We start from the raw sequence: 24,532 nt of genomic DNA on the forward strand, positions 1-24,532 counted from the left end.
AATAAGAGATAAAGGGTGCTGAAAACGCTTTTTAGTTGTTACAGCGGGATGGAAGCATACCGGCAGGCAACGTCAGCCCAATGCAAATATGATTTGTATTGATAGTAGCAGTAACGGAGCGCAACTGATGCCTGTAAAAGGTGCGGTCTCACATTTATTTCACAATTTGATTTACGCCATCAGCGCCCGCCAGCAGGGGAAAAAGAGCATCAGGTGGAAGGGGATGCAAAAATCTCATAACAACACCATTAATAAATAAGAAGAATATTTCAGGGCGCCAAAAAGAGATAAAAAAAACGGGCAGCCGCGACACCGGCACTGCCCGTTATAAATAAGACGAAGAGGATAAAAGACGTATGCTTTTTTATTACTACGCCCGGCGACTTCTCCGGTGCGTAGCCTCGTCCCGTATAACACGTTGCTTCAGGAAGCTCAGCTCACCGCGTGCGGCAGCGTAAAGTGCTGCACCACGCCGCGCAGGGTTTCCGTTCTGCCATTAAGGTTGCTGGCTGAAGCCGTAATCTGATGTACCAGCGCGGCGTTCTGCTGAGTCACGCGATCCAGCTCGGCAACTGCGTGAGTCACCAGCGAGATGCCTTTACTCTGCTCATCGGAGGCGAGCGCGATTTCACCGATCAGCGCATTGACGCTGGCGACATTACCTTTCACTTCGCTCATCGCCTCACCGGCATCTTCCGCCACATCTTTGCCCTCATGAACCGAGGTAATAGCGGATTTGATCAGCGACTCAATTTCACGCGCCGCCGCCGCACTGCGCTGGGCGAGAGAGCGTACTTCTGTTGCCACCACGGCGAAACCGCGGCCCTGCTCGCCAGCACGCGCTGCTTCCACAGCGGCATTTAGCGCGAGGATATTGGTCTGGAAAGCAATACTGTTGATGGTGGAGGTGAACTGGCGGATCTGTTCGGAACCATCGGCAATGCGGTTCATGGTGCTGGCGAGGGTTTCCACCAGGTTGCTGGCTTTCTCGGTGGTGTGGGCGGTCATTACCGACAGATCGCGAACCTGACGCGCATTGTCGGCGTTGTGGCTGACCGTTGAGGTCAACTCTTCCATGCTGGATGCCGCCTGTTCAAGGGCTGCCGCCTGCTGGGTTGTACGGTTTGCCAGATCGCTGTTACCGGCGGCAATCTCACGTGCTTCACGGTGAAGCGCATCGCTGTTCTCGCTGATCGCGCTTACGGTGGTCAGCAGGCTGTTCTGCATCTCACGCACCAGCGGGATCATCTGGCCTACACAGTTACGGCCAATATCCTGCGCCTGGTAGGTTAAATCACCCTGCGCAATCAGGCGGAAATGGGCGCGGATATCGCCAACCGGCCTCACCAGATGGATAACCAGGTAGCAGTCGCAAAACAGCACCAGCCCGGCGGCCGCCAGCAGCGCAACAATCAGTACGATATCAAGTTGAGTGCGATCGGCGGCAATCTGCGCGCTATTGTCATGAGACTTACGGGTTAACGCCGCCAGATGCTCGCTGGCCTGCATTCTCCACGCGCTGGCGGAGCCGGATAACGCCTCTGTGGCCCACTCCGCGCCCGGCGGGATTTCATTAATCAAGGCCGCTTTTTCGGCTGCGCTTCCCTGTTGCAACACCTGCGTGGCGTGGGAGAGGAAGATCGCCTGCTGAGTCAGGGCTGTGCTCTGATCCGCCTGCTTGTTCATATCGCGTACGGCAAAGGCCGCATAACCGCCGGTGGCGGTAATCAGCGCCAGCGCTGTCAGGAGGATCCATAACACGACGCGGCGGATAGTGTAGTTTTTCAATGTGTTCATAGTCGCGTCCTGTTTGGTAGCGGTGGCAAAGTGTGTTGTCGTTACGTTATATAAGTAGCGCATTAACTAATTACGCGCGATTTTATTGAGTGAATTGTGGCAGGATTTTTACGGAAAGATAGGGGGAGAGAGGTAAATAATTTCGTGATGAAACAGTCGACGTGAAGCGGGGCGGCTAAGCTCAGGCGTAACGGCTTGTTTAATAGGCATAATCGCTATTAACCGCCGGCTTTAATTGATTGTTCCTTGCATACTAATAGGTGCGTACGGTGGTTAAAAGCCGGGAAAGAGGGGAGAGGGCAGCGCGCTGGGTGCTCTGCCCTCTCCTGGTCTGGACGGGAAATTTAGGTTACGGCGTGGCGCATTTCTGTTTGTTGAAGTCAGTCAGCTTTGACGGAAAGGGCGACATCTTTCACCGCGGCCTCAACCCCGGCTGCATTTTTCTGGATGCTGGCAATTACCTCGCCCGCTTCACGCATCAGCGTCACACCTTCGCGGGTGCTCATCAGGTTGTTCTCAATGCCGCTCAGCACCTCTTTAGCCAGCTGATTATTGCTGGCCACAACCCGCTCAATCTCTTCCGTCGCGCTACTGACGCTCGCTGCAAGCGTCCGCACTTCTGCGGCAACCACGGCAAAACTTCGCCCGGACGCGCCCGCTCGCGCAGCTTCAATCGCGGCGTTCAGTGCAATCAATCTTGTCTGCATGGCAAAGCTGCGAATGGTCTCAACCATCCCGTCGATGCTGTCAGATTGATCGTTGAGCCGCGAGACATCGCTGGAGACCGTGCTCATTCTCTGGGCAATGGTGTCAATCATGCGGATGCTGTTTTCGATAACCGTCGCGCCATTCTGCGCGCTGCCACGAGTTTGCACCGCCATATCCCATGCGTGGACAGCCGCCTCCTGCTCCCGCTGGTTGCGCAGCACATCTGCCGTGACATCGGTGGCGAATTTCACAATCTTATAGAGCTGCCCGTCGCTGTTAAACACAGGGTTATAGGTTGCCCGCAGCCATAAAGGCTCGCCCCGGCGGTTCAGGCGTGGAAACTGACCGGAAAAGAACTCGCCCTGATTCAGCCTCTCCCAGAACTGGCGGTATTCGTCGCTTTTATGCAGCGTCTCCGAGCAGAAGAGACGATGGTGCTTACCGATAACCTCTTCTCGTTTATAACCGGTGGTGCTCAGGAAGTTGTCATTCGCTTCCAGCACGATCCCTTCCGGGCTGAAGGCGATGATGGCCATTGAGCGACCGATGGCGTTAACGATCGCCTCCTTCTCAAGCGCAACATGGATGCGCTCAGAAATATCGGCCGCAATTTTTATCACTCGGGTCACCGCGCCGTGACGGTTGGTGACGGGGATATAGCTGGCCTCAAGCCAGACAGGGCGATTGCCCTTAGCGAGGCGCAGATATTTGCCGCTAAAGCTTTCGCCGCGCGAAAGGCGTTGCCAGAACTGCGCGTACTCCGCTGAGTTCACCAGCGACGGCGGGCAGAAAATGCGGTGGTGCTGGCCGATGATCTCATCCGCGCGATACCCCATCGCGGAGAGAAACTGCGGGCTGGCGCTATGGATGATCCCTTCCGGACTGAATTCAATGACAGGTTTATTCTGGCAAAGTGCGTTATAAGACGCGGATGAACGCAGGCGGCTCAGGGAAAAAAGGTGTTTAAGGAAAGGCATACGCATCAGATTTACCGGATCGAGTAAGAATTGATCTGGTTATCGGCAAACTCACCAGCAGCATTATGTATCAGTGCGATAGTTGCAGGATATTATTTAATCAATGGTTAACCGTGAGCGAAGCGGGATAGATGACCTGAAGGGCCGCGCCACGGCGTCTGGCAGCGGCGCGGCCCCGGTCTGTAACACGTTAAGTCTGCGTCATTCTGCTTGCAGGCTCGTGTACTTTTTTACGCTTTGTTACTTACTTGCAGACATCTGCTCGGCAGACTTCAGGTGCTGCTCAACCACCGGGGTATGGGCATCGGCCAGCGTTTTAACGTCTGGATCTTTGATCTCTTTAGCGTCGCTCTGCAGTTTATCGAGCACCATTTTGTGATCTTTGGTGCCGGCATTTTCCATATAGAGCTTGTCAAACTTGTCGCCGCTCTCCTTTTCGAGCTTGGCAGCCATCGTTTTGTGCTTAGCATCCGGCTCGGTCGGCAGTTCAACGCCTTTTTGCTTAGCGACGTCCTGAACTTTGGTCAACGCTGCGCCATGGTCATCGACCATCTTCTGCGCATAGGCTTTCACTTCGCTGCTTTTGGCTTTTTCCAGCGCGATTTTCGCGGCGGCGACCTCATTGATATTGGCCTGCGCCATATCTTTTAACGCTTTTTCATCGCCGGAGCTGAGTTTGGTGCTGGTTGCGGTCGCGCTACTCTGCGCGGCGCTCGCCGGAGTCTGGGCTTGCACGCCAACCGTGGTGAACATCGCGACGGCGGCCGATACGGCCAGCAGTCCTTTTAAAGTTTTACTCTTTTGCATGTTGTTCTCCTGATGGTCATGGGTACAGGTTTTATGAATTCTGTAATCGTCAGCAGCCTCGTAGGTAAATGACAACTGCAGTGGTCAGTATAGTGGATACGCATTTTTTACAAGCTTAATACGTTAGAGTTCTTAATATATCGGGCTAACTTGAGGGCGCTTCATCCCTGAAAATCGTTATCAGAATTGCCTGATATTGTTATCAACGGATAAGGCTGTTTTCATATTTTTCATATAATAAGGCGCGGGAATCAGGCAATCTGCGGGTTATCTGCAAGGGAAGGGTTACCGATCCGTTTAACCGTACTGGCAACGCAGGGTTGTTGGCAGAAAATAAGGGGAAAGCATGCCTTTTTTATTTGGTGAGTTATCTGGCGCTCCGGCATGGGTGCCTGCGGTATTGCTCGTCACGCTCTCACTCGCGATCGGTTTTCTCGCGAGATTTATCCTGCTGCAATTTATCCGTTACTGGCAGAGTCGCGACAGAAAGCTTTTTAAATCACTTGAGAAACACCTGCGCGGTTCGATGTTTCTTTTCATTCCGCTGCTGTTAATCCGCGTCGGTGTGAATTATGTCCACATCCAGCCAGAATCGATGGGGTTTATTACCACAACAATTAATATATTTATTATTTTGTCATTCTGCTCGGTCCTGATCCGCTTAATTAACGTTGCTCAGGATATGCTTTTCATCCGCTATGACATTAATATTTCGAACAATCTTCGTGCGCGCAAAATTCGCACGCAGATAATGTACGTGAAGAAAGTCGCTATCGTTATCCTCGTGACGCTCTGCCTTTCACTGATTTTGCTCAGCTTTCCGGGCGTGCGAAAATTCGGTACCACGATTCTTGCCGGTGCCGGGGTTGCCGGTATTATCATCGGTTTTGCTTTGCAAAAATCGCTGGTCAATCTCTTTGCCGGTATTCAGATTGCCTTTACGCAGCCTATTAAAATTGATGATGCGGTGGTGGTGGAAAAAGAGTGGGGCTGGATTGAGGAGATCAACCTGACCTATGTGGTGGTGCGTCTGTGGGATCTGCGTCGGCTGGTGCTGCCGATCACCTACTTCACCGAAAATCCGTTCCAGAACTGGACGCGTAATAATGCGCAAATTTTAGGCTCGGTTTTTCTCTACGTTGATTACTCGATGCCTTTAGAGCCGCTGCGCCAGCATTTTGAAAAAGTGCTCAGTGAAACCAAGCTCTGGGATCAGGAAACGCAGGTGCTGCAGGTGACCGATACCACGGAAAAAACCATGACCATCAGGATGTTGATGACGGCACAGAACTCGCCAACGGCCTTTGATTTACGCTGTTACGTGCGTGAAAAAATGATTGAGTTCATTCAGCAAAACTATCCACACGGCCTGCCGCAGGTAAGGGCAACGCTGACCGCGCCTGCGGCTGCCGAAAACGAGTTATAGTCTTACCGGGCGCAACGTGCAGTGGCAATAATCTGGCTGCACGTCCGCGCTTCGCTTTATTAATACCTGCCTCTCTTGTGCCAGCCGCAAAATTAACAAAAAATGGGTTAAGCTGTTTCTTAACCCGCACATTAATTTTTGAGGCTTGCTATGCCAGCAAATATCCTGATTGCGCTTGTCGCCGTTATTCACCTCTACATTCTTGTGCTCGAAATGTTTCTCTGGAATACAGAGACAGGTCGCAAGGCGTTTAACCTCAGCCCCGACTTTGCCCGCGACAGCCGTGTGATGGCCGCCAACCAGGGGCTCTATAACGGCTTTTTAGCCGCCGGTTTGCTGTGGGGGTTATGGCTTGGCGATAGCGGCTTTCAGGTTAAGGTTTTCTTCCTCGTCTGCGTGCTGATAGCGGGGATTTTTGGCGCGATCACCGCCAGCCGGAAAATCCTCTATGTTCAGGCGCTTCCGGCGCTGATTGCGCTAATGGTGTTGTTGATAACGCGCAGCCCGGTGTTGTAACGTTGTTAAATATTTGATCTTGTCTGTCGGGCGGTTATGCTCTTATCCCTCTGTTAACCGCCCGAGAAGGATCGCCTCTCATCATGCCCGTGAATTTCGATCTCAACGATCTCTATGCTTTCCGCGCCCTGGTGGAATATGGCAATTTTCGCCTTGCCGCCGAGTCAATCTGCCTGTCGCAGTCAGCATTGAGCCGCCGCATAGAGAAGCTTGAGAACGCGCTGGGCATTAAGCTGTTCGACAGAACCACGCGCCGGGTTGCGCTGACCCTCTACGGGCAGACCTTCGCCGAGCGTTCTGAACAGCTGTTGATGAATGTGGAAGCAGTGTTAGCGGATATCGATAAAGTGAGCCAGGATCGCGTCGGTGTGGTGACGGTCGCCGCCGTGCCTTCTGCCGCGTGCTACTTCATGCCTGATGTGATCCGCACTTTCAAAGCGCGCTTTCCCCGGGTGCGCGTGAAGTTGATTGATAGCAGCGCGGGCAACGTGATCGACACCGTTGCCAGCGGCCAGGCCGACTTCGGCATCTGCTTTGCCGGTAGCCTGCTGGCAGATATCGAGTTTCGCCCGCTGGTGGTGGACACCTATGTCGCGGCCTGCCGCCACGATCACCCGATTGCCAGCAAGAAGAGCCTCACCTGGCGCGAGTTTTATCAGTATGACTATATCGGGCTGGATAAAACCTCTGGCAACCGCAATTTGATTGACCAGATGCTGGGGCACATCACGCCTGAGCGCCCGAGCATCTGTGAAACCCGCCATGTCACCACCATGATTGGCATGGTGGAAGCGGGGGTGGGCATTGCGGCGATACCGGCGATGTCGATGCCCGCGTCAGCCCATTCGGTGCTGACGCATCTGCCGCTGACCGACCCGGTAGTCAAACGCACGCTGGGGCTGATCCGCCGCAGCGGGCGCGTGCAGTCCTATATCGCCGCCGAACTGGAGAAGCTGATCACCGAGCAGTATCACGCGGTGCCGCCGCAACGGAGTGCATCCCGGTAAGGTGGATGGTCGATTGCGCCTCGGGGGCGGAGAGGAACGCCAGCAGCGCTTTGCCCTCCTGCGCATGTTGCGCTTTCGCCGTCACCGCCCCGGCAAAACGGGTGATGTACTGAAGATCGGCCGGCAGTTCGCCCACAAATGTCACGCCATGCTCTGGCAGCAGTTCGCTCACCTGCTGGAAGCCGACGGCGTAATGGCCTTTTGCCACCTCGCCAGCGACCGGAATGCGCTCCACTTTGTGCGCCTTCTGCGCCACCGCCTCGTCGATACCGAGTTTTTTGAATAACTGGCTGCTGACGTAGACGCCGCTGGCGCTGTCCGAATAGGCAATCGATTTGGCTTTCAGCAACGTCGCGCGCAGCTCCTCGTTCGTTTTGATCGCGGGAACCGCGTCACCCTCTTTCACCACCATCCCAATCGGTGAGTCCGCCAGCTCGACGCGGGAGCCGGGCGCAATCCATCCCTCTTTTGAGAGTGTTGTCAGCGCGTCGCCGACCATAATCACCACATCCGCCGCTTCGCCACGCGCCAGCCGCGCGGGGATCGCCTGCGGCGTTTTGCCCATCGACGGCCCGGCGACCACCACAATGGTATCGCCGGTTTTCGCTTCAAATTGTGGGATCAGCTTCTGCAACGCCGGTTTAAAGCCGCCGGAAATCATTACCGTGATCTCTTTCGCCGTGGCGCCCAGGCTCAGCGTGCAGAGCAGCAGCGTGGCGAACAGGGAACGCAACATAGTCTTCATTATCGTCACTCCTTAACGTGCGGTTTGCAGGGTTAAACTGCTGCGGCGGTACATATAGAGCGTGGCGAGCAGGGCACAGATGGCTGCAAAACTCATCCAGTAGCCGGGGGAGGCTTTATCGCCAGAGTACTCAATCAGCGCGGTGGAGATCACCGGCGTAAAGCCGCCAAATACCGCGGTTGCCAGGCTGTAGGCCAGCGAGAAACCGGCGACACGCACTTCGGTGGGCATAATCTCTGTGAGTGCCGGGATCATCGCGCCGTTATAGAGGCCATAGATAAACGACAGCCACAGCAGCACCGTCAGCATCATGGTAAAAGTGGGGTTCTGCGCCAGCAGGCTGAGGGCCGGGTAGGAGGTGAACAGCGCCAGCAGTGTCATGGTCACCAGCACCGCTTTGCGGCCAAAGCGATCGGATAACGCCCCGCCAATCGGCAGCCAGATAAAGTTAGAGATCGCAACCAGCAGCGTCACCAGCAGGCTATCTGAAGCGCTGAGCATCAGCACTTTTTTGCCGAAGGTCGGCGCGTAAACGGTGATGAGGTAAAAGGCGGTTGTAGTCATCGCCACCATTAACATACCGGCGATCACCACCGGCCAGTTCGCCAGCAGGGTGGTAAAGACCTCGCGCATCGCCAGCTTTTTATGGCGAGCGTTAAACTCCTGGGTCTCTTCCAGCTTGCGGCGCAGGATAAAGATGAACGGCACAATCAGGCAGCCAAACAGGAACGGCAACCGCCAGCCCCATTCACGGATTGCCGACTCTTCCAGCACTGCGTTAAGGGCGAAGCCCATCGCGGCGGCGACCATAATGGCGACCTGCTGGCTACCGGACTGCCAGCTGGTGTAAAACCCTTTGCGGCCCGGCGTGGCGATCTCAGCCAGGTAAACGGAGACCCCGCCCAGCTCGGCCCCGGCGGAGAAACCTTGCAGTAAGCGCCCGCTCAGCACCAGCAGCGGCGCCCAGATACCGATGGTCTGGTAAGAGGGGATCAGCACGATCAGAAAGGTGCCTGCCGCCATGATCGACAGCGTGACGATAAGCCCTTTGCGGCGGCCCACTTTATCGATGTAGGCCCCAAGCACAATGGCACCAATAGGGCGCATTAAAAAGCCCGCGCCAAAGACCGCGAAGGTCATCATCAGCGAGGCGAACTCGCTGCTGGCCGGGAAGAAGTTATGCGCAATATAGGTGGCATAAAAGCCGAAGAGAAAGAAGTCAAACTGCTCGAGAAAGTTGCCTGAGGTAACGCGCAGTATCGCGCTGGTTCGTGCCATAGGGGTCAATGTTTGCATGTCATCTCCAGTTATACAGGGACGCTTGTAACGCGCCTCTCTGAAGAGTGGATCAGGAAAAGTAGCTGAATAAGCGCATTAAACTCATCGTCTGATGCGTGACGCGCATTAATCGGCGTTAACATTTACCCTAAATCAATTGCAACATGCTATTAACATGATTCCAGGCTTCAGTTGCTCTGTTTGCCAGGGCAAAAAATGACCTCTCTAATCTGTGACGAGGCGCATAAACGCACTATTGCAGAAAAACCTATCAACCCTGGTAGGGCGGTGCGGTTGCCATCTCATCACGCGCTGCTATCTTAATGCCCATCGACATTGGACGTAATGTAAAGCGCTCAATGGCTTACTTTTTCAGGAACAGGAGTTCAGGATGTTTAAGCGTTTAAGCGCGATTGTTTTCGTATCGTTGATGGGTGCCTCTGTGGTTCAGGCGGAAGAGCTGCGTGCCGTTGATGTGACAAAATTTGACGTTGCCGGGGTGAAAACCGGCATGGATTACGATGAGGTCGTCAAGGCTATTACCACCCACTTTAACGTGCCCGCCTCTGCGCTGGAGGTGGATAAATACCCGCAAGACAACCCGGTCACCGGTAATAAGCAGCCGAAATTTGTCGGGTATGAAAAAGAGGGTGTGAAACTGCAGGTCTATTTCGAAGGCCGCGTTCCGGTGGATGCGAAACATCCGCTGGCGGCGTCAATGATCACTTACGAGCTGCCGTGGTCGACTGCCAACAAAGAGGCGATGGAAAAAGCGGCGGTCGAGAAGTATGGCCCGGCATCAAATGCTCCTTATTCGACGCCGATGGTATGGTGCAAAGAGCCTGGCAAACAGGCCGGGATGGCGTGCTCTTCCACTACGCAACAAGCCGTGCTGAAACTCTCTAACACCTCTCTTGAACTGGACGATCCTGTCTGGAGAGAGGCGCGTATCAAATTTATGGACAGCAAACAGACCCGCACGCCGGGCTTCTGATGAGGGGCGAGGTGGCAGATCCACCTCGCGTTTCAGGCTAAGGGATGGGAGGCGCCTTTCTGCCACTCATCCCTGCTCAGGGCGTAGAGCAGGCTCGGCGGCGCATTCTCAATATCCGCAATTTCGCGGACAAACTTCAGTCCCGCTTTTTCCAGTACCTTTCGCGACGCCAGATGGTTAGCACGCACCACGCCACAAATCTCCCCCATGTTCAGCGTCTCAAAGCCATATTTCACCGCGAGCTGCGATAACTCACTCGCCAGCCCCTTGCCCCAGGCGCTGGTGGCAAAGCGGTAACCCAAATTATTCATCGGGATATCGGCAAAGCTGCGCAGGCTCAGGCCACCAAAACCGATGATCTTTTCAGGCGCATCGCGCAGCGCAATCGCCCAACTGCCAAACCCGTGCTCTTCCCAGTGCGCCAGCCAGCGATCCAGCACTGTTTTCGTGTATGCAATATCGGGATAGGGCCCCGCCGGGTTGAAGGTGTTGGTCGCCGGATCGCCATAAATCGCGAACAGATCGCCGAGATCGTCCTGCGCAACGGGGCGCAGGAGTAAGCGTGAGGTATAAAGGGGCAAGGCAGCCTCCTGGTGATTGGCTAACGATTTAGAGAGAACAATTAAGCCCTGATGCTCTTTAAAGCCATTACGCATGTAGAAATCATCTGAAGCATACCCTTTTTGCGTGTTGAGGATTATCGCATTCAGCCCTTCATCAAGGCAGCGCGCCTCGATAAAACTCATCAGCTGGGTTCCGATTCCCTTTCTTTGATACTCCGGATCGATAAAGAACTCATCAATGTAATACTCCATGCCGCCGGGCCACGGTTTTTTAAAGCCGATGCTCACCGCGATTACCTCATCGCCGTATTTGGCGATATAGCCGCGGAAATAGTTATTGCCCAAATGCGCCTGAATAAACTCGACAATCGGCTGCGGTGACGGCCAGCTCTCATTCCACGGCGCTTGCTGGTAGGTGCGACAGTAAAGTTGCGCGCAGGGCGCGATATGCGACTCATCCAGTTCCTGCAAGGCAATATCCATTTTGGCCTCAGCGCGGATCATTCAGGTTTAACTTGATCAGGTAGTGGCGCTGCATCCCCTCTTCGGGATAGTCCGGCAGGCTGAATTTCAGTTCGTAACCCTGTTTAAGGTAAAAGGGCAGCGCCTGAAAACTGACGGTATCCACCTGCGCGTGTTGGCAGCCCATACGCTGAGCTTGCTCTTCTGCCGTGCGGATAAGCGTGCTGCCAAGCCTGGCACCTCGCGCTTCTTCGCTGACCCATAAAAAATCGATGCACAGCCATAACCCTTTTTGCGTACCGATTAATCCGCCGGTCATTACCCCCGCGTCGTTTCGGCTGTAGACACCGACCTGACCCCAACCTGAAGCATCAATAAACTGCTGGTTATAGCGCCGTAAGCCGCTCAGCAGCTCCTCTTTGTCCTGCTCCGTCACCTGGGTGGCGATCTCAATGGTCATGGTTTTCCCTTATCATTTTTTAGTTATCTGGAGATGATTTTTATCATCAATGGGATGGATATGTGTCTGCTCTTCGAGAGTAAAGAACTTTCCCTCTCCCTTCAAACACCCCGCGCCGCCAATTCTGGTAGCCCGCTTTGTGCGTTTAGCGATAGAGAGTTTATTACCGGAAAAAAGAGAAGGGCTGAATTATTTAAAACGGCAAGACAGGTCGTTTATTGACCTCCATTTTCTCTCCATAATTCGCGCAATATCGCGCAATAAAAGCTGTTCACAATCTTCATTGTTCTCAGGAGGGGGCAATGAACAAACTCGACTATTTCCGTAGATACATCTCTTATTTAGCGAAAAAAATGACTGCCTGCGCCGTGGCGGACAGCCATTTTCATGCCAGCAGGCTAAAAAGAATTTCCGGACGCGAACATGATTTGCGCCACCCGGTGACGCTCAGCGAAAAGATCTGCCACCGCATGCTGTATGACCGAAACCCGCTCTACACCCTGCTGGCGGATAAGCTGGCGGTGCGTGACTACGTTCATGCCCGCACAGATCAATTACACGTCGTGCCGCTATTAGGCGTTTACCGACGAGTCGAGGATATTGACTTCAACAGCCTGCCAGAGCGCTTTGTGCTGAAGTGTAATCACGACAGCGGCAGCGCGGTGGTCTGTCTTGATAAGGATAAGCTTAACGTTGGTGCAGCCATTAATAAGCTGTCGCTGGCCCTGAAAAAGAATATGTATTACTCGACCCGCGAGTGGCAGTACAAAGATATTGCGCCCGTTATTCTGTGCGAGAAATATATCGACGTCTTTACCCGCGGCAATCAAAACCAGACGCCAGAGATGCTGCGCCTCCACTGTTTCCACGGTGTCGCCGAGGTGATTGAGGCAGATTTTACCGATGAAGAGGGGAATGGTTATATCAACGTCTATAACCGCGCATGGCAGTTGCAGCCCTACCAGATGGAGTATCCCAATACGCCTGGTGCGATCCCCGAACCTGACTTATTGCCGCGAGCGATCGGCGCGTCGGAACGGTTAGCCAAAGGGATCGATTACTGCCGCATCGATCTGATGCCGGCGGAGGAGGTGATCTATTTTAGTGAAATCACCCTCAGCCCGCGCCGGGGAAAACTGAAGATCGTCCCGGCCGAGTGGGATGCCCGGCTGGGTGAGATGTGGCACCTCAACTTAACTTAGCGCGTTGGGCATAACGGCCAGCTCAGCCTGAACAGCGAATGGCGGTTGGCCGTCAGGGTGTAGGTTACATCGCCGCCGTGGGCAAGCATGATCGCTTTCACCACGGATAAGCCCAGCCCGCAGCCCTCCGGGTGCGCCTCGCGCGCGTCGGCTCCGCGCTGAAAAGGCTGAAACAGGAATTTATGCAGCCCTTCAGGAATGCCGGGGCCATGATCCTGCACCAGCACGTACACCTCTTTATCGGTAACGCCATTTTTGATCACCAGGGTTTTCGAGGTGGCATATTTGATGGCGTTATCGAACAGCACCGTCAGGCACTGAATAATGCGAAGCGGATCGCATACGCAGGCCTGCGGGCGCAGCTCCGCGATCACGTTGACGTGATGGCGCGCGAACTCCAGCGAGAAGGCGTCAATCGCGCTCTGCAACGTCGACTGTAAATCGACCTCCTCAAGGGTTAATGAAAATTGCGCCGCGCCGGAAGAACTTACTACCCGCATATCCTCAATCAGGTTGGTTAACCCTTCGGTCTGCTTAAGCAGGTTGGCAAAAAGCGCTGGATCGGCGTCGAATACGCCATCGACCAGCCCTTGCAGCCTGCCGCGCAGGATCGTCACCGGCGTGCGCAACTCGTGGGCAATCGCCGCATTCCACGATTTCCGCTGCGCCTCGAGGGTTTGCAGTTTTTCCGCCATGGTATTGAAGTCATTAACGAGGTTATTGACCTCGCCAAGGTGCGAACTGGAACAGGCGGCGCGCGCACCGAGATCGCCCTCGGCAATCCGCCGCAGGCTGGTGGCGACAGAGGTTAACGGGCGCAGGATTTTTGATGACAGCCTGACGGCGAAAAAGAGCGAGATGGCGAGCGACACTAGGGTGACCATCAGGATCCACGCCCAGTCGACAATCGTCATCTGCTCCTCATTGCCGATCTCCGCACCGCCAGGGATGTAGTCGATCAGAAAGGCATAAAAGAGATAAGAGCCAATGATAGCGATGGCAATCACGATCAGCGTCAGGGAGATCATAAACCACAGGATCTGCCGATCTAATGTCTGCTGGCGGCTCATTTCATCTGCCCCAGACGGTAGCCCATGCCGCGAATGCTCTCCGGCATCCCCTTCAGGCCGCACTGCTCCAGCTTTTTGCGCAGCTTACTCATATGGCTGTCGACCGTGCGATCCAGCGTATCGCCCTCCGGCAGGCAGGCATTGAGCAGCTCTTCGCGGGAGCAGACTTTGCGCGGGTTTTTCGCCAGGTGCGCCAGCAGCTTAAATTCGGTGGTGGTCAGCAGCGGGGTGACCGTTTGACCATCAACATGCACCTCGACATAAAACTCCTCGGGATAGACCGTCACATGCTGGGTGCGAATCGGTTTATCGCAAGGCGGCACGCCGCCCGCTTTGGTACGGCGCAGCACGGCTTCGATGCGCGCCACCACTTCCGACGGGTTGAAGGGCTTCACCACGTAATCATCCGCGCCAAGCCGCAGCCCCATCAGTTTATCGATGTCCTGATCCAGTGCGGTGACCATGATGACCGGCACCGTGCTCTCTTTGCGCACCGCGCTCAGAACGCTCCAGCCATCATGGATGGGCAGCTGAATATCAAGTAAAACCAAATCGGGTTTATGCAGATAACAAAGGCTAATCGCCTGCTCGCCGTCGGCCGCGCGCAGCGTACGCATACCGGCGCGATGGATATAGCTTTGCAGAATATCGGCGATTTCATCATCATCTTCAGCAACCAGAATAAGGTGCTTATTGTCCATCTTCTCTCCCGCTACCGTTGACGATGTCAGTGCGTATTAATTTAGTTCTTTCTGAATGAAACACGGTGGTGTCCTGCCAGCAATTTGCCACAGTCAGACCAGACCCGACGGCAAAAGTTGCATGCCGTAATGCGCTCTTTCTTAACCCCTCATTACGGCTTCCACACAGACTCCACATTCACGTTAAAAAATGTACACGCAGCGGAATAACAATAGTCGCTCACTGTTTTGCCATCGGTGCAAACAGCCGGTGTGTGCTGCCTTACGTGCAGAGTAAATATCACGGCTGCCGGGCCGTGTTTATTCATCAGGAATGAAGCAATGATGAAACTGGATATAAAACCCAGGGCTGAGAATTTTCCCTCGCTGGCTGTTTTTCTGCTGGTCTGCTGGGGCCTGCTCTATATATGGCTGCTGTTAATACACCATATTGGTGAGAAAGTCGCGCTAACGCTGCTCGCCTCGCCGTTGCTCTATATCAACCTCTGCGCCTGTACGTTTTTATTGGTAGTGCAGCAGAAAAGTGGCGTATTACAGGAATTAACGCTTATCTTTCTGATTATTGCCTCACTCTTTATTAGCCTGATCGTTATTTTTAACGTTTTACGCTATCGCGTACCGACGATTTACGATCTCACTTTCTACTATGAGTGCTTTCTGACCGCCTTTTTTGGTGTGACGCCGCTGTTTTTACTCGTCCGGCGATTCTGATCTTATCCCGCTCTCCACACAGGCTCCATCAACCATGCATTAAGGCTAAACAGATAAACCTTACGATTATTGATTAACCAGGCGCAAAAAATGGCGAGTCATAATCATGCCCGCGCCTGATCCTCTGGACAACATGACAAAATAAAACCATGCCGCACTTTTTTATTGCACGCCCCGTTTTTGCCTGGGTTATTGCGTTATTTATTATCCTCGGCGGGCTGCTCGCCATTCCAAAGCTGCCCGTATCACAATATCCGGCGGTGGCTCCGCCGGGGGTGATTATTTCCGTCACCTTTCCCGGTGCGACGCCGGAGATGATGAACACTTCGGTTATTTCGCTGATTGAGCGCGAGATCTCCGGCGTAGATAACATCCTCTATTTTGAGGCCACCAGCGATACCAGCGGCACGGCGTCGATTACCGTCACCTTCAAACCGGGTACCGATGTAAAGCTTGCGCAGATCGATCTGCAAAACCAGATCAAAATTGTCGAGCCACGGCTGCCGCAGGTGGTGCGGCAAAACGGGATCAGCGTCGATGCGGCAGAGACTGGTTTTTTGATGATGGTCGGGCTGAAATCGACGAACGGTAAGTACCAGGAGGCGGATCTCAGCGACTACTTTGCCCGCAATGTGACCGATGAGCTGCGCCGTCTTCCCGGCGTCGGCAAGGTGCAGCTCTTTGGCGGCGAGAAGGCGATGCGTATCTGGCTCGATCCGCTCAAGATGCACAGCTATCAGCTCTCGGTCAGCGATGTCACCACGGCGATTGCGCAGCAAAACGTGCTGGTCTCACCGGGACGTGTGGGGGATGAGCCTGCGCTGGCGGGGCAGCGCGTGACCTATCCGCTGACCGTCAAAGGCCAGCTCTCCTCCATTGAGGAGTTTCGCAATATCACGCTGAAGTCGAACACCACCGGCGCGCGTTTGCGGCTGGCGGATATCGCACGCGTTGAGAGCGGTTTACAGAGCTACGCCTTTGGTATTCGCGAGAATGGCGTGCCGGCAACGGCTGCGGCGATCCAGCTCTCCACCGGGGCGAATGCCATTAATACCGCAGCGGCGGTGCATCAGCGTCTGGCAGAGCTGAAAAGTGTGCTGCCGGAAGGAGTGGTCTTCACGGTGCCTTTTGATACCGCGCCCTTCGTTAAACTCTCCATCTACAAAGTGGTGCAGACCTTTATCGAAGCGATGGTGCTGGTGTTCCTGGTGATGCTGCTCTTCCTGCATAAAGTGCGCTGTACGCTGATCCCGGCGATTGTCGCGCCTATTGCGCTGCTTGGTACCTTTACCGTGATGCTGCTAAGCGGTTACTCCATCAATATCCTCACTATGTTTGGCATGGTGCTGGCGATTGGCATTATCGTCGATGACGCGATTGTGGTGGTTGAGAACGTCGAGCGCCTGATGGAGGAGCAGGGGATGACGCCCGCCGACGCCACCCGGCAGGCGATGCACGAAATCACCCCGGCGATTATCGGTATCACGCTGGTACTGACCGCAGTGTTTATCCCGATGGGCTTCGCCAGCGGCTCTGTTGGCCTGATCTACCGGCAATTCGCCATTGCGATGGCGGTGTCGATCCTCTTTTCCGCCTTCCTGGCGCTTACCCTGACGCCCGCGCTCTGCGCAACGGTGCTGAAGCCGCACACGGGCGCTGCACGCGGATTCTCCGCCCGCTTTAATCGCGCCTTTAACGGGCTGTCAGCGCGTTATGAATCGGGGCTTTTATGGGTATTGAGGCGCAGCGGCCGCATGCTGCTGATCTACGCCGCGCTCTGCATCGCGCTGTTTGCCGGTCTGGTGGCGCTGCCATCCTCCTTTTTACCCGAGGAGGATCAGGGCTACTTTATGTCCTCCATTCAGCTTCCCTCGGACGCCACCATGCAGCGCACCACGGAAGTAGTGGAGCAGTTTGAGCAGGCGCTGGTCGATCGCCCGGCCATCGACAGCAACCTGATGATCCTCGGCTTTGGCTTTTCAGGCTCCGGGCAGAACTCGGCGATGGCCTTTACCACCCTGAAAGGGTGGCAGGAGCGCCACGGTGCGACGGCGCAGAGTGAAGCCGATCTTATTCAGCAAAAGATGGAGTCCGTGCCGGGCGCGACGACCATGAGCCTGCTGCCGCCTGCCATCTCCGATATGGGCACCTCATCCGGGTTTACCTTTTATATTCAGGATCGGGCAGGAAAGGGATATAACGCGCTGAAACAGGCGGCGGATACGCTGGTGGAGAAAGCGAATGAAAGCGGTGCGCTCTCTGATGTCTATATCGACGGTTTGCCGCAGGGCACCTCTATCTCGCTGACTATCGACCGTGAGAAAGCCGAGGCGATGGGCGTCTCGTTTGAGGAGATTAACCAGGCGATCTCCGTCGCCTCCGGCTCGAATTACGTTAATGACTACACGCAGAATGGTCGCTTACAGCAGGTGATTGTGCAGGCCGATGCCGCATACCGGATGCAGCCGGAGACGCTGCTCAACATCCCGCTGAAAAACAGAAGCGGGGAGATGGTTTTACTCTCAAGCGTGGTTAGCGCGACGTGGACCCAGTCGCCGCAGCAGCTCAACCGCTATCAGGGCTACCCGGCAATACGCATTACCGGCAGCGCCGCGCCGGGGCACTCGAGCGGCACCGGGATGGCGACGATGGAGCAGCTGGCGCGCGAACTGCCAGAGGGGTTTGGCGGCGAGTGGGCGGGCAGTTCGCTACAGGAGAAAGCCTCCGCCGCGCAGTTGCCGGGATTGATTGCGCTATCGGTGCTGGTGGTGTTTCTGGTGCTTGCCGCGCTGTATGAGAGCTGGTCGATCCCCTTTGCGGTGATGCTGGTGGTGCCGCTGGGGCTTATCGGTGCGCTTATCGCGGTGATCGTCGCCGGTATGAGCAATGATGTCTTTTTCAAAGTCGGGCTTATCACGCTGATTGGCCTGTCGGCGAAAAACGCCATTCTGATTATTGAGTTTGCCCGCCAGCTGCGTTTGCAGGGCAAAAGCACCCTCGAGGCGACGCTGATGGCATCGCGGCAGCGGCTACGCCCCATTTTGATGACTTCGCTCGCCTTTACGCTCGGCGTGGTGCCGTTGATGATTGCCAGCGGCGCCAGCGCCAGTACGCAGCATGCGATTGGCACCGGGGTGTTTGGCGGCATGATCAGCGCCACCGTGCTGTCGCTATTTTTTGTGCCGGTCTTTTTTGTTGTCATCATGCGGCTTTGCGAGTGGGCTACGCGACGGGCAAAAGAGGCGTGAGATGAAATCGGCTGTCTTTCATTCCGCAACGGGCTTATGGTGTTATGCAGGCGAAAACAGGCTTATGCGTCAATCTCGCCTGATGGGCACTGATAACCGATAATCACAGCAGGAGAACGTTTGATGTCTGAAAATCTTACGATTGCGCTGATTGGCCCGGGCGCGATTGGCACCACCATTGCCGCCGCGCTGCATGAAGTTGACCGCGCGCCGCTGCTATGCGGGCGCACTGCACATTCGCAGTTAACGCTGCGCCACGATGAGGGCGAGATCGTCGTCCCCGGCCCGGTTCTCACCGAGCCAACGGCGATCCAGCAGCCGGTCGATTTACTGTTTGTGGCGGTGAAAACCACCCAGGTTGCCGAAAGTGCGGGCTGGCTCGCCGCACTGTGCGATGAAAAGACGGTGGTGTGCGCGCTGCAAAACGGCGTGGAGCAGAAAGCGCAGCTCGCGCCGCTGGTCAATGGCGCGACGGTGCTCCCTTCCGTGGTCTGGTTTCCGGCGCAGCGCGAGCCGGATGCCTCCGTCTGGCTGCGGGCGAAACCGCGTCTGACTCTGCCGGATGTGCCGCAGGCACAGCGGGTGGTCGAAGCATTAAGCGGCACGCGCTGCGCGGTCGATCTCTCTGCGGATTTTCTCTCTATCGCCTGGCGCAAGCTGTTGCAGAATGCGGCGGCCGGGCTGATGGTGCTGGCCAATCGCCGTGCCGGTATGTTTTCCCGCGACGATATTACCGATTTAGCGCTGGCCTATTTGCGTGAGTGCCTGGCCGTTGCGCGCGCCGAAGGGGCGGTGCTGAAAGATGACGTGCCGCAGGAGATTGTTGGCAACTTCCAGCGCGCGCCTGCCGATCTGGGCACCTCTATTCTGGCTGACCGCCAGGCGAACCGCCCGCTGGAGTGGAATATCCGCAACGGCGTGATCCAGCGGCTCGGCCACGCGCACGGCATTGCGGTGCCGATCAGCGATGTGCTGGTGCCGCTGCTGGCGGCCGCCAGCGAAGGACCAGGCTGAGCGCGTTAGCGCAGACAGGCCAGATACTTCTCGGCGGAACGCCGCACGATCGCTGCGGCATTGTGTGTAATCTCCCGGCCTTCAAACGCGCCGTAGAGCCGGGTGAAGTTTATCGCGCTCAGGCGGCGCAGCATGTCGCTCACCGTGTCGGCTGAGAGTGGCAGCATATTCGGGTAGCTCCACATAAACGAGACCGCGTCATTGCCCGGCGCGACCTGCACAATACCTCCCGACAGCATAATGCCATCATCCCGCGCCCAGTAGAGCACCGCACCGCCGGCGAAGTGGCCGCCGAGGCGCATCACGCTCACGTCGCGGGTCAACTGAAGCGTATCGCCCTCCCATAAATTCAGCCAGGGGCTGTCGCGCATGATCCACTCGCGATCGCTGGCGTGAAGATAGATCGGCGCGTCAAACTCGGCGGCCCACTCCTGCATGGTGGTGTAGTAGTGCGGGTGAGAGATGGCAATCGCTTTCAGCCCGCCCAGCGCGGCAATCAGCGTTTTTGTCGCCGCGTCGAGCGTGGCGATGCAGTCCCATAAAATATTCCCCTCCGGCGTTCTCACCAGAAAGGCACGCTGGCCGATGGCAAAATCCGGCACCGTTTGCAGGCTGAAGAGATCCGCCTCGTGCTGCGCCCACTTATTGGCATGGGAAGCCAGCAGCTCGGCAGGATCGACCCACTGTTGCCCGCCGGGCGGCACAAATTGCCGCTCATCAACACAGATTTTGCACTGCTGCGGGTGTTCGCCTGCGGTCTCATACGAGGTGCCGCAGGCGCGGCATAAGGTCATCATCATCACTTCTCCGTTGTGCAGTAAGGACAGGATCAGCCTGGCACATCGCGCCACAGCGGTGTGATGGTTCGTGCGTCGCGCGTTACGGCTGCGCGTCGGGAATGCGGGCAATCACTTTGATTTCGAAGTCGAAACCTGCCAGCCAGTTGACGCCCACTGCCGTCCAGTTGGGGTAGGGCGGCTGCGGAAAAATCGCTTCTTTCACCTGCATGATGGTCGGGAATTGCGCTTCCGGGTCGGTATGGAAAGTGGTGACATCAATAAGATCATCAAAGTTACAGCCAGCAGCGGCAAGGGTTGCGCTGAGGTTCGCAAAGGCAAGCTCAACCTGGCGGGCAAAATCGGGCTCTGGTGTGCCATCTTCCCGGCTGCCGACCTGGCCGGAGACAAAGAGCAGATCGCCGGAGCGGATGGCGGCGGAGTAGCCGTGCGCCTCATAAAGCGCATGACGATTGGCAGGGAAAACAGCTTCGCGACGGATCATAGTGGTTCCTTTTGGCAATGTAAGTGAGAGGAGTGCGCGGCGCAGGAAAAAGGTTTAATATACGCCGCGTATATGAAATTAATATCACATACGCGATGTATGTCAAATGAGATACACACCGTATGTGAAAAGGAGAGGATGATGGCCGGTAAACGCCGCAGTGAAACGATGGAAGAGAACCGCGCGAAATTGCTGGCGGCAGCGCGACGTGCCTTTGCTGAAAAAGGGTTTGCCGCCGCTTCGATGGATGAGCTAACCGCCAGCGTCGGCCTGACGCGCGGCGCGCTGTACCACAATTTTGGCGATAAAAAAGGGCTGCTGGCTGCCGTGGTTGCCGAGATCGATGGTGAGATGGCGCAGCGGGCGAAGGCCGAGGCCGCGAAGGCCGCCAACGCATGGCAGCAACTGTTAGCCGAAGGCATTACCTACATTAAAATGGCGCTGGATGAAGAGGTGCGGCGCATTGTCCTGCTTGATGGCCCGGCGTTTCTCGGCGATCCGGCTCAGTGGCCAAGCCAGAATAGCTGCCTCGAAGCCACGCGCCAGACGGTGATCGCCATGATTGAACGTGGAGAACTCAAGCCGGTTGATGCCGACGCCGCCGCACGCCTGTTAAACGGTGCGGCGTTGAATGCCGCCCTGTGGGTCGCGGCCAGCGACGAGCCAGAGCAGGCGTTGCCCAGGATGATCGACGCCTTTACCGCGCTGGCGAGCGGTTTACGCATTACGCCTGACGAGGGGAAATAAGCGTGCGTGACCCCACGCGAAAGCGTGCAGGCAAAAAAAACGGAAATCGTTAACGTTGTGCGGTGGGGTCGATAGTCTGGCTAACAGGTTGTAACTGGCTTTTTTCCTGATGATGATACCAGGCGCCAACAGAGGAATAGACAAAACGGCCGAAGAAGAAGAGGAAGCTGATAAGAAGTACGATACGGGTCATGCGACTGTCAAATCGATGTCGTTTTCGCATACTGGTTGCCTGACTCACAATGGTTCCTTAGGAATACCCGAACAACGGGCGACGGGGACATTAAGTCACACTCTCTTATTAAGATCAATCATGCTTGCCGCAAAAACAGTGTGAATAAAATATCACCACACTTTATATAAGATAAATTAATTATTTACACCTTAAATAAAAAAGCGCGAGATCGGTAATAATCAGCCGAATATAACCGCGTCGCGGCGGATTACTTGATCTAAAACAATTGTCACTCCGCATTGACCTCTTAAATTTCTTATCATTTGCGCACTGCCACGCTGTTTGGGCTTCGTGTAGTCAGGCTGGAAACCTGTCTTAACCACCTCTCTCGCGTTATGCGGGTTTGCTGAGTGATTATGTCATTGATAAGAAGTTACAACAGATACAAAGACAGATGGTGGGCGCTGCCGCTTATCATCACCCCCGTTTTCTACCCGCTCGTTAATCTGGCAAATACGTTCACCATTATTTCAGGTCAGGAGGTGATGCTCTATTACCTGCCGATGGCCCTGTTCACCACCATGATGACATTCTTTGGCTGGGCCGCATTGCCGGGTGTGATCATCGCCTTAACCTGGCATTATGCCTCTGCTGGCCCGTTCGTCGTGGTGGAGCGATGCGTGCATATGCTGATTCCGCTGCTGCTAAGCTGGTTCGGCTACCGGCTTTTTGTCGCCCGTCGCCATCAAATTGCCTATGGTTCGACGCGGCAGATGACGCAGCGGGTCTTCTGGCAGGTGCTCAGCCCCGCCACGCTCTACCTGATCCTGCTTGAGCTGGGGGTCTGGCTGAATCTTGATGTTGCGGTTAATGAGGGCGGGGCGCTGGCGCTCAATGTGCCCACGTTGATTAACTACCAGGCGCTGCTGGTGGGGGCCATCACCGGCGTGCCCTTTAGCTATTTAGTGATCCGTATTTTGCGCCATCCGCGCTATGCGATTGCCTGGTTCTCACAGCTGCGCGCCGAGTTCGACCGAAAAGTTACGCGTATAGAGCTGCTGATCTGGTTAGGCATTATTACCGCCATTTTGCTGCTGTTGCTGCGCCCGCTGAATAATAACAGCTCGATATTCAGCACTAACTACACGCTGTCGCTGCTGCTGCCAGTGATGCTGTGGGGCTCAATGCGTTACGGCTTTCGCTTTATGCTCTTTATCTGGACACCGCTGCTGGTGCTCTCGGTTCACTTTTACTATCACTATCTGCCCAATTCGCCGACCTGGGATGTGCAACTGGCGATTGCCTCCTCCAGCTATCTGGTCTTCTCTTTTATGATCCTCGCGATGGCGATTATGGCGACCCGCCAGCGGCAGGTGCACGATCGCGCCCGGCGGCTGGCCTATATCGACCCGGTCACCCATATGCCGAACCTGCGCGCCCTGAGCCGATCGCTTGCCGATACTCCCTGGTCGGTGCTCTGTTTTTTACGCGTGCCGGAGCTGGAGCTGCTCGGGCGCAACTATGGCGTCTGGCTGCGTATTCAGTACAAACAGCACATGGCGGACTGGCTTAAGCCGCTGCTCTCGGCAGAAGAGAGTGTCCACCAGCTCTCCGGCCACGATCTGGTGATTCGCCTGAACACCCAATCACACCAGACGCGCATCGAAGCGCTGGATGCACGGGTCAAACAGTTTCGTTTCGTCTGGGATGAGATGCCGCTCCAGCCGCAGGTCGGCTTTAGCTACTGTTATGTGCGCTCGCCGGTCAAACACCTCTATATGTTGCTGGGGGAGCTGAGCACGATTGCCGATCTGTCGCTGGCGACCCACCACCCGGAAAGCCTGCAAAACCGCGGAGCGGCGAACGTGCAGCGCGGGGTGAAAAGCAAAGTGGAGATGATGAATCGCCTGCAACTGGCGCTGGAGCAGGACCATTTTGTGCTGATGGCACAGCGGATCCAGGGCGTGCGCGGCGATGATTATCACGAAATCCTGCTGCGGATGCGCGAGGAGAGCGGCGAGATCATCAAACCCGATCTCTTTTTGCCGGTGGCCCATGAGTTTGGCCTCTCATCGCGCATTGACCTGTGGGTGACGGAGCATGTCCTGCGCTTTATGGCGCAGCACCACGAGGCGCTTCCCGGCCAGCGTTTCGCCATTAACCTCTCTCCCTCCTCCCTCTGCCGCACGCACTTCGCCGAAGAGGTGCTCAACCTGCTTGAGAGGTACGGCGTTGAGCCGTGGCAGCTTATTTTTGAGATCACCGAAAGCAATGCTTTGCCGAGCCTGGCGCAGGCGATCAATACCTTATCGCAGCTGCAACAGATGGGCTGCCGGGTGGCGATTGATGATTTTGGCACCGGCTATGCCAGCTATGCGCGGCTGAAAACCGTGTCGGCGGATATTCTGAAGATTGATGGTAGTTTTATCCGCAACATTGTCGCCAGCAGTCTCGATTACCAGATTGTGGCCTCGATCTGCCATCTGGCGCGGATGAAGAAGATGCAGGTGGTGGCGGAGTATGTGGAGAGTGAAGAGATACGCAGCGCGGCGGTCGCGCTGGGTATCGATTATCTTCAGGGGTATCTGATTGGCAAACCCGCGCCGCTGGCGGCGCTGGTGGAGGAGTAGCGAATGTGGCGGT

At 55.6% G+C, this 24,532-nt stretch carries 23 protein-coding genes and 1 pseudogene; 11 read left to right on the plus strand and 13 right to left on the minus strand.

The genetic code is table 11. The features are described from left to right. Nucleotides 1-432 precede the first annotated feature (432 nt). The 3 genes from IAE50_RS13040 to IAE50_RS13050 form a co-directional block, all read right to left on the minus strand. A complete protein-coding gene (locus IAE50_RS13040) occupies nt 433-1,797 on the minus strand; it encodes a methyl-accepting chemotaxis protein (protein ID WP_200134684.1) in 1,365 nt (454 codons plus the stop codon). 380 nt (nt 1,798-2,177) lie between these two features. After that, entirely contained in the window at nt 2,178-3,482 is a 1,305-nt protein-coding gene (locus IAE50_RS13045) for a methyl-accepting chemotaxis protein (RefSeq protein WP_370569025.1), read from the minus strand. A 240-nt stretch (nt 3,483-3,722) separates the two neighbouring features. Further along, nucleotides 3,723-4,289 (minus strand): DUF4142 domain-containing protein, encoded by a 567-nt coding sequence (locus IAE50_RS13050; RefSeq protein ID WP_200134682.1) that lies wholly within the window; start codon nt 4,287-4,289, stop codon nt 3,723-3,725. A 346-nt stretch (nt 4,290-4,635) separates the two neighbouring features. Between IAE50_RS13050 and IAE50_RS13055 the strand changes: the two genes are divergently transcribed. The 3 genes from IAE50_RS13055 (at nt 4,636) to IAE50_RS13065 (ending at nt 7,238) form a co-directional block, all read left to right on the plus strand. Further along, on the plus strand, nt 4,636-5,715 hold the full coding sequence (locus tag IAE50_RS13055; RefSeq protein WP_094421529.1) for a mechanosensitive ion channel family protein: 1,080 nt from the start codon (nt 4,636-4,638) through the stop codon (nt 5,713-5,715). Nucleotides 5,716-5,865: 150 nt separating this feature from the next. Beyond that, the gene (locus IAE50_RS13060) at nt 5,866-6,231 is read left to right on the plus strand and encodes a DUF1304 domain-containing protein (protein WP_094421527.1); all 366 of its coding nucleotides are present in this window, start codon (nt 5,866-5,868) and stop codon (nt 6,229-6,231) included. A gap of 83 nt (nt 6,232-6,314) precedes the next feature. Then, the gene (locus tag IAE50_RS13065; protein WP_023481259.1) at nt 6,315-7,238 is read left to right on the plus strand and encodes a LysR family transcriptional regulator; all 924 of its coding nucleotides are present in this window, start codon (nt 6,315-6,317) and stop codon (nt 7,236-7,238) included. Here the strand turns inward: IAE50_RS13065 and IAE50_RS13070 are convergent. Together IAE50_RS13070 and IAE50_RS13075 are read right to left on the minus strand one after the other, a co-directional pair. Next, on the minus strand, nt 7,189-7,983 hold the full coding sequence (locus tag IAE50_RS13070; protein WP_200134681.1) for an extracellular solute-binding protein: 795 nt from the start codon (nt 7,981-7,983) through the stop codon (nt 7,189-7,191). The two genes, IAE50_RS13065 and IAE50_RS13070, sit on opposite strands and share 50 nt — an antisense overlap. A gap of 12 nt (nt 7,984-7,995) precedes the next feature. Then, a complete protein-coding gene (locus IAE50_RS13075) occupies nt 7,996-9,279 on the minus strand; it encodes an MFS transporter (RefSeq protein WP_200134680.1) in 1,284 nt (427 codons plus the stop codon). Between the two features lie 373 nt (nt 9,280-9,652). On the opposite strand from IAE50_RS13075, the gene IAE50_RS13080 reads away from it, so the two are divergent. After that, nucleotides 9,653-10,255 (plus strand): hypothetical protein, encoded by a 603-nt coding sequence (locus IAE50_RS13080; RefSeq protein ID WP_094421521.1) that lies wholly within the window; start codon nt 9,653-9,655, stop codon nt 10,253-10,255. Between the two features lie 32 nt (nt 10,256-10,287). Here the strand turns inward: IAE50_RS13080 and IAE50_RS13085 are convergent, their stop codons facing one another. The 3 genes and pseudogenes from IAE50_RS13085 to IAE50_RS13095 form a co-directional block, all read right to left on the minus strand. Further along, nucleotides 10,288-10,836: a GNAT family N-acetyltransferase gene (locus IAE50_RS13085; protein ID WP_200134727.1), complete on the minus strand. Its 549-nt coding sequence runs from the start codon at nt 10,834-10,836 to the stop codon at nt 10,288-10,290. 63 nt (nt 10,837-10,899) lie between these two features. Continuing rightward, nucleotides 10,900-11,322, minus strand: a pseudogene (locus IAE50_RS13090) (GNAT family N-acetyltransferase); the annotation flags it as partial. Next, on the minus strand, nt 11,309-11,740 hold the full coding sequence (locus IAE50_RS13095; protein WP_094421519.1) for a GNAT family N-acetyltransferase: 432 nt from the start codon (nt 11,738-11,740) through the stop codon (nt 11,309-11,311). The gene IAE50_RS13095 and the pseudogene IAE50_RS13090, both read right to left, overlap by 14 nt. Nucleotides 11,741-11,773: 33 nt before the next feature. On the opposite strand from IAE50_RS13095, the gene IAE50_RS13100 reads away from it, so the two are divergent. Beyond that, nucleotides 11,774-11,962: a hypothetical protein gene (locus IAE50_RS13100; RefSeq protein ID WP_094421517.1), complete on the plus strand. Its 189-nt coding sequence runs from the start codon at nt 11,774-11,776 to the stop codon at nt 11,960-11,962. 80 nt (nt 11,963-12,042) lie between these two features. Beyond that, entirely contained in the window at nt 12,043-12,942 is a 900-nt protein-coding gene (locus tag IAE50_RS13105) for an ATP-grasp fold amidoligase family protein (RefSeq protein ID WP_200134679.1), read from the plus strand. Here IAE50_RS13105 and IAE50_RS13110 read toward each other — a convergent pair. Both IAE50_RS13110 and IAE50_RS13115 read right to left on the minus strand, forming a co-directional pair. After that, a complete protein-coding gene (locus IAE50_RS13110) occupies nt 12,939-14,012 on the minus strand; it encodes an ATP-binding protein (RefSeq protein ID WP_200580440.1) in 1,074 nt (357 codons plus the stop codon). The two genes, IAE50_RS13105 and IAE50_RS13110, sit on opposite strands and share 4 nt — an antisense overlap. After that, the gene (locus IAE50_RS13115; RefSeq protein WP_200134677.1) at nt 14,009-14,713 is read right to left on the minus strand and encodes a response regulator; all 705 of its coding nucleotides are present in this window, start codon (nt 14,711-14,713) and stop codon (nt 14,009-14,011) included. The genes IAE50_RS13110 and IAE50_RS13115 overlap by 4 nt, the downstream gene beginning before the upstream one ends. Nucleotides 14,714-15,034: 321 nt before the next feature. Between IAE50_RS13115 and IAE50_RS13120 the strand changes: the two genes are divergently transcribed. The 3 genes from IAE50_RS13120 to IAE50_RS13130 all read left to right on the plus strand — a co-directional run bounded on the left by IAE50_RS13120 (nt 15,035) and on the right by IAE50_RS13130 (nt 19,686). Continuing rightward, complete coding sequence (locus tag IAE50_RS13120) at nt 15,035-15,424, plus strand: transporter (protein WP_232045295.1); 390 nt, start codon at nt 15,035-15,037, stop codon at nt 15,422-15,424. Nucleotides 15,425-15,573: 149 nt separating this feature from the next. Then, nucleotides 15,574-18,672, plus strand: coding sequence for a multidrug efflux RND transporter permease subunit (locus IAE50_RS13125; protein WP_200580441.1), 3,099 nt, complete (start codon nt 15,574-15,576; stop codon nt 18,670-18,672). Between the two features lie 123 nt (nt 18,673-18,795). Then, nucleotides 18,796-19,686: an oxidoreductase gene (locus IAE50_RS13130; protein ID WP_200134675.1), complete on the plus strand. Its 891-nt coding sequence runs from the start codon at nt 18,796-18,798 to the stop codon at nt 19,684-19,686. 5 nt (nt 19,687-19,691) lie between these two features. Here the strand turns inward: IAE50_RS13130 and IAE50_RS13135 are convergent, their stop codons facing one another. Further along, nucleotides 19,692-20,483 carry an MBL fold metallo-hydrolase gene (locus IAE50_RS13135; RefSeq protein ID WP_200580453.1) on the minus strand — a complete coding sequence of 264 codons (792 nt, stop codon included), beginning with the start codon at nt 20,481-20,483 and terminating at the stop codon, nt 19,692-19,694. A gap of 82 nt (nt 20,484-20,565) precedes the next feature. Beyond that, nucleotides 20,566-20,967 (minus strand): RidA family protein, encoded by a 402-nt coding sequence (locus IAE50_RS13140; protein WP_200580442.1) that lies wholly within the window; start codon nt 20,965-20,967, stop codon nt 20,566-20,568. Nucleotides 20,968-21,108: 141 nt separating this feature from the next. Here IAE50_RS13140 and IAE50_RS13145 point away from each other — a divergent pair, with 141 nt between their 5' ends. Continuing rightward, on the plus strand, nt 21,109-21,714 hold the full coding sequence (locus tag IAE50_RS13145; protein WP_200134724.1) for a TetR/AcrR family transcriptional regulator: 606 nt from the start codon (nt 21,109-21,111) through the stop codon (nt 21,712-21,714). A 49-nt stretch (nt 21,715-21,763) separates the two neighbouring features. Here IAE50_RS13145 and IAE50_RS13150 read toward each other — a convergent pair whose 3' ends face one another. Next, a complete protein-coding gene (locus tag IAE50_RS13150) occupies nt 21,764-21,955 on the minus strand; it encodes a YfgG family protein (protein ID WP_071789562.1) in 192 nt (63 codons plus the stop codon). Between the two features lie 350 nt (nt 21,956-22,305). Here IAE50_RS13150 and IAE50_RS13155 point away from each other — a divergent pair, with 350 nt between their 5' ends. After that, on the plus strand, nt 22,306-24,519 hold the full coding sequence (locus IAE50_RS13155; protein WP_200580443.1) for an EAL domain-containing protein: 2,214 nt from the start codon (nt 22,306-22,308) through the stop codon (nt 24,517-24,519). Nucleotides 24,520-24,532: the final 13 nt, after the last annotated feature.

It is taken from the genome of Kosakonia sp. S42, from assembly GCF_016624785.1.
GTDB classification, from domain to species: domain Bacteria; phylum Pseudomonadota; class Gammaproteobacteria; order Enterobacterales; family Enterobacteriaceae; genus Kosakonia; species Kosakonia cowanii.

What these genes read in the sequence shown, in the direction of transcription:
- IAE50_RS13080 (WP_094421521.1), top strand. Translation starts at nt 9,653, where the DNA reads ATGTTTAAGCGTTTAAGCGCGATTGTTTTCGTATCGTTGATGGGTGCC.
- IAE50_RS13145 (WP_200134724.1), top strand. Translation starts at nt 21,109, where the DNA reads ATGGCCGGTAAACGCCGCAGTGAAACGATGGAAGAGAACCGCGCGAAA.
- IAE50_RS13115 (WP_200134677.1), bottom strand. Translation starts at nt 14,713, where the DNA reads ATGGACAATAAGCACCTTATTCTGGTTGCTGAAGATGATGATGAAATC.
- IAE50_RS13135 (WP_200580453.1), bottom strand. Translation starts at nt 20,483, where the DNA reads ATGATGACCTTATGCCGCGCCTGCGGCACCTCGTATGAGACCGCAGGC.
- IAE50_RS13105 (WP_200134679.1), top strand. Translation starts at nt 12,043, where the DNA reads ATGAACAAACTCGACTATTTCCGTAGATACATCTCTTATTTAGCGAAA.
- IAE50_RS13050 (WP_200134682.1), bottom strand. Translation starts at nt 4,289, where the DNA reads ATGCAAAAGAGTAAAACTTTAAAAGGACTGCTGGCCGTATCGGCCGCC.
- IAE50_RS13130 (WP_200134675.1), top strand. Translation starts at nt 18,796, where the DNA reads ATGTCTGAAAATCTTACGATTGCGCTGATTGGCCCGGGCGCGATTGGC.
- IAE50_RS13070 (WP_200134681.1), bottom strand. Translation starts at nt 7,983, where the DNA reads ATGAAGACTATGTTGCGTTCCCTGTTCGCCACGCTGCTGCTCTGCACG.
- IAE50_RS13125 (WP_200580441.1), top strand. Translation starts at nt 15,574, where the DNA reads ATGCCGCACTTTTTTATTGCACGCCCCGTTTTTGCCTGGGTTATTGCG.
- IAE50_RS13040 (WP_200134684.1), bottom strand. Translation starts at nt 1,797, where the DNA reads ATGAACACATTGAAAAACTACACTATCCGCCGCGTCGTGTTATGGATC.
- IAE50_RS13120 (WP_232045295.1), top strand. Translation starts at nt 15,035, where the DNA reads ATGATGAAACTGGATATAAAACCCAGGGCTGAGAATTTTCCCTCGCTG.
- IAE50_RS13060 (WP_094421527.1), top strand. Translation starts at nt 5,866, where the DNA reads ATGCCAGCAAATATCCTGATTGCGCTTGTCGCCGTTATTCACCTCTAC.
- IAE50_RS13065 (WP_023481259.1), top strand. Translation starts at nt 6,315, where the DNA reads ATGCCCGTGAATTTCGATCTCAACGATCTCTATGCTTTCCGCGCCCTG.
- IAE50_RS13110 (WP_200580440.1), bottom strand. Translation starts at nt 14,012, where the DNA reads ATGAGCCGCCAGCAGACATTAGATCGGCAGATCCTGTGGTTTATGATC.
- IAE50_RS13055 (WP_094421529.1), top strand. Translation starts at nt 4,636, where the DNA reads ATGCCTTTTTTATTTGGTGAGTTATCTGGCGCTCCGGCATGGGTGCCT.
- IAE50_RS13095 (WP_094421519.1), bottom strand. Translation starts at nt 11,740, where the DNA reads ATGACCATTGAGATCGCCACCCAGGTGACGGAGCAGGACAAAGAGGAG.
- IAE50_RS13100 (WP_094421517.1), top strand. Translation starts at nt 11,774, where the DNA reads ATGATTTTTATCATCAATGGGATGGATATGTGTCTGCTCTTCGAGAGT.
- IAE50_RS13140 (WP_200580442.1), bottom strand. Translation starts at nt 20,967, where the DNA reads ATGATCCGTCGCGAAGCTGTTTTCCCTGCCAATCGTCATGCGCTTTAT.
- IAE50_RS13075 (WP_200134680.1), bottom strand. Translation starts at nt 9,279, where the DNA reads ATGCAAACATTGACCCCTATGGCACGAACCAGCGCGATACTGCGCGTT.
- IAE50_RS13045 (WP_370569025.1), bottom strand. Translation starts at nt 3,482, where the DNA reads ATGCCTTTCCTTAAACACCTTTTTTCCCTGAGCCGCCTGCGTTCATCC.
- IAE50_RS13155 (WP_200580443.1), top strand. Translation starts at nt 22,306, where the DNA reads ATGTCATTGATAAGAAGTTACAACAGATACAAAGACAGATGGTGGGCG.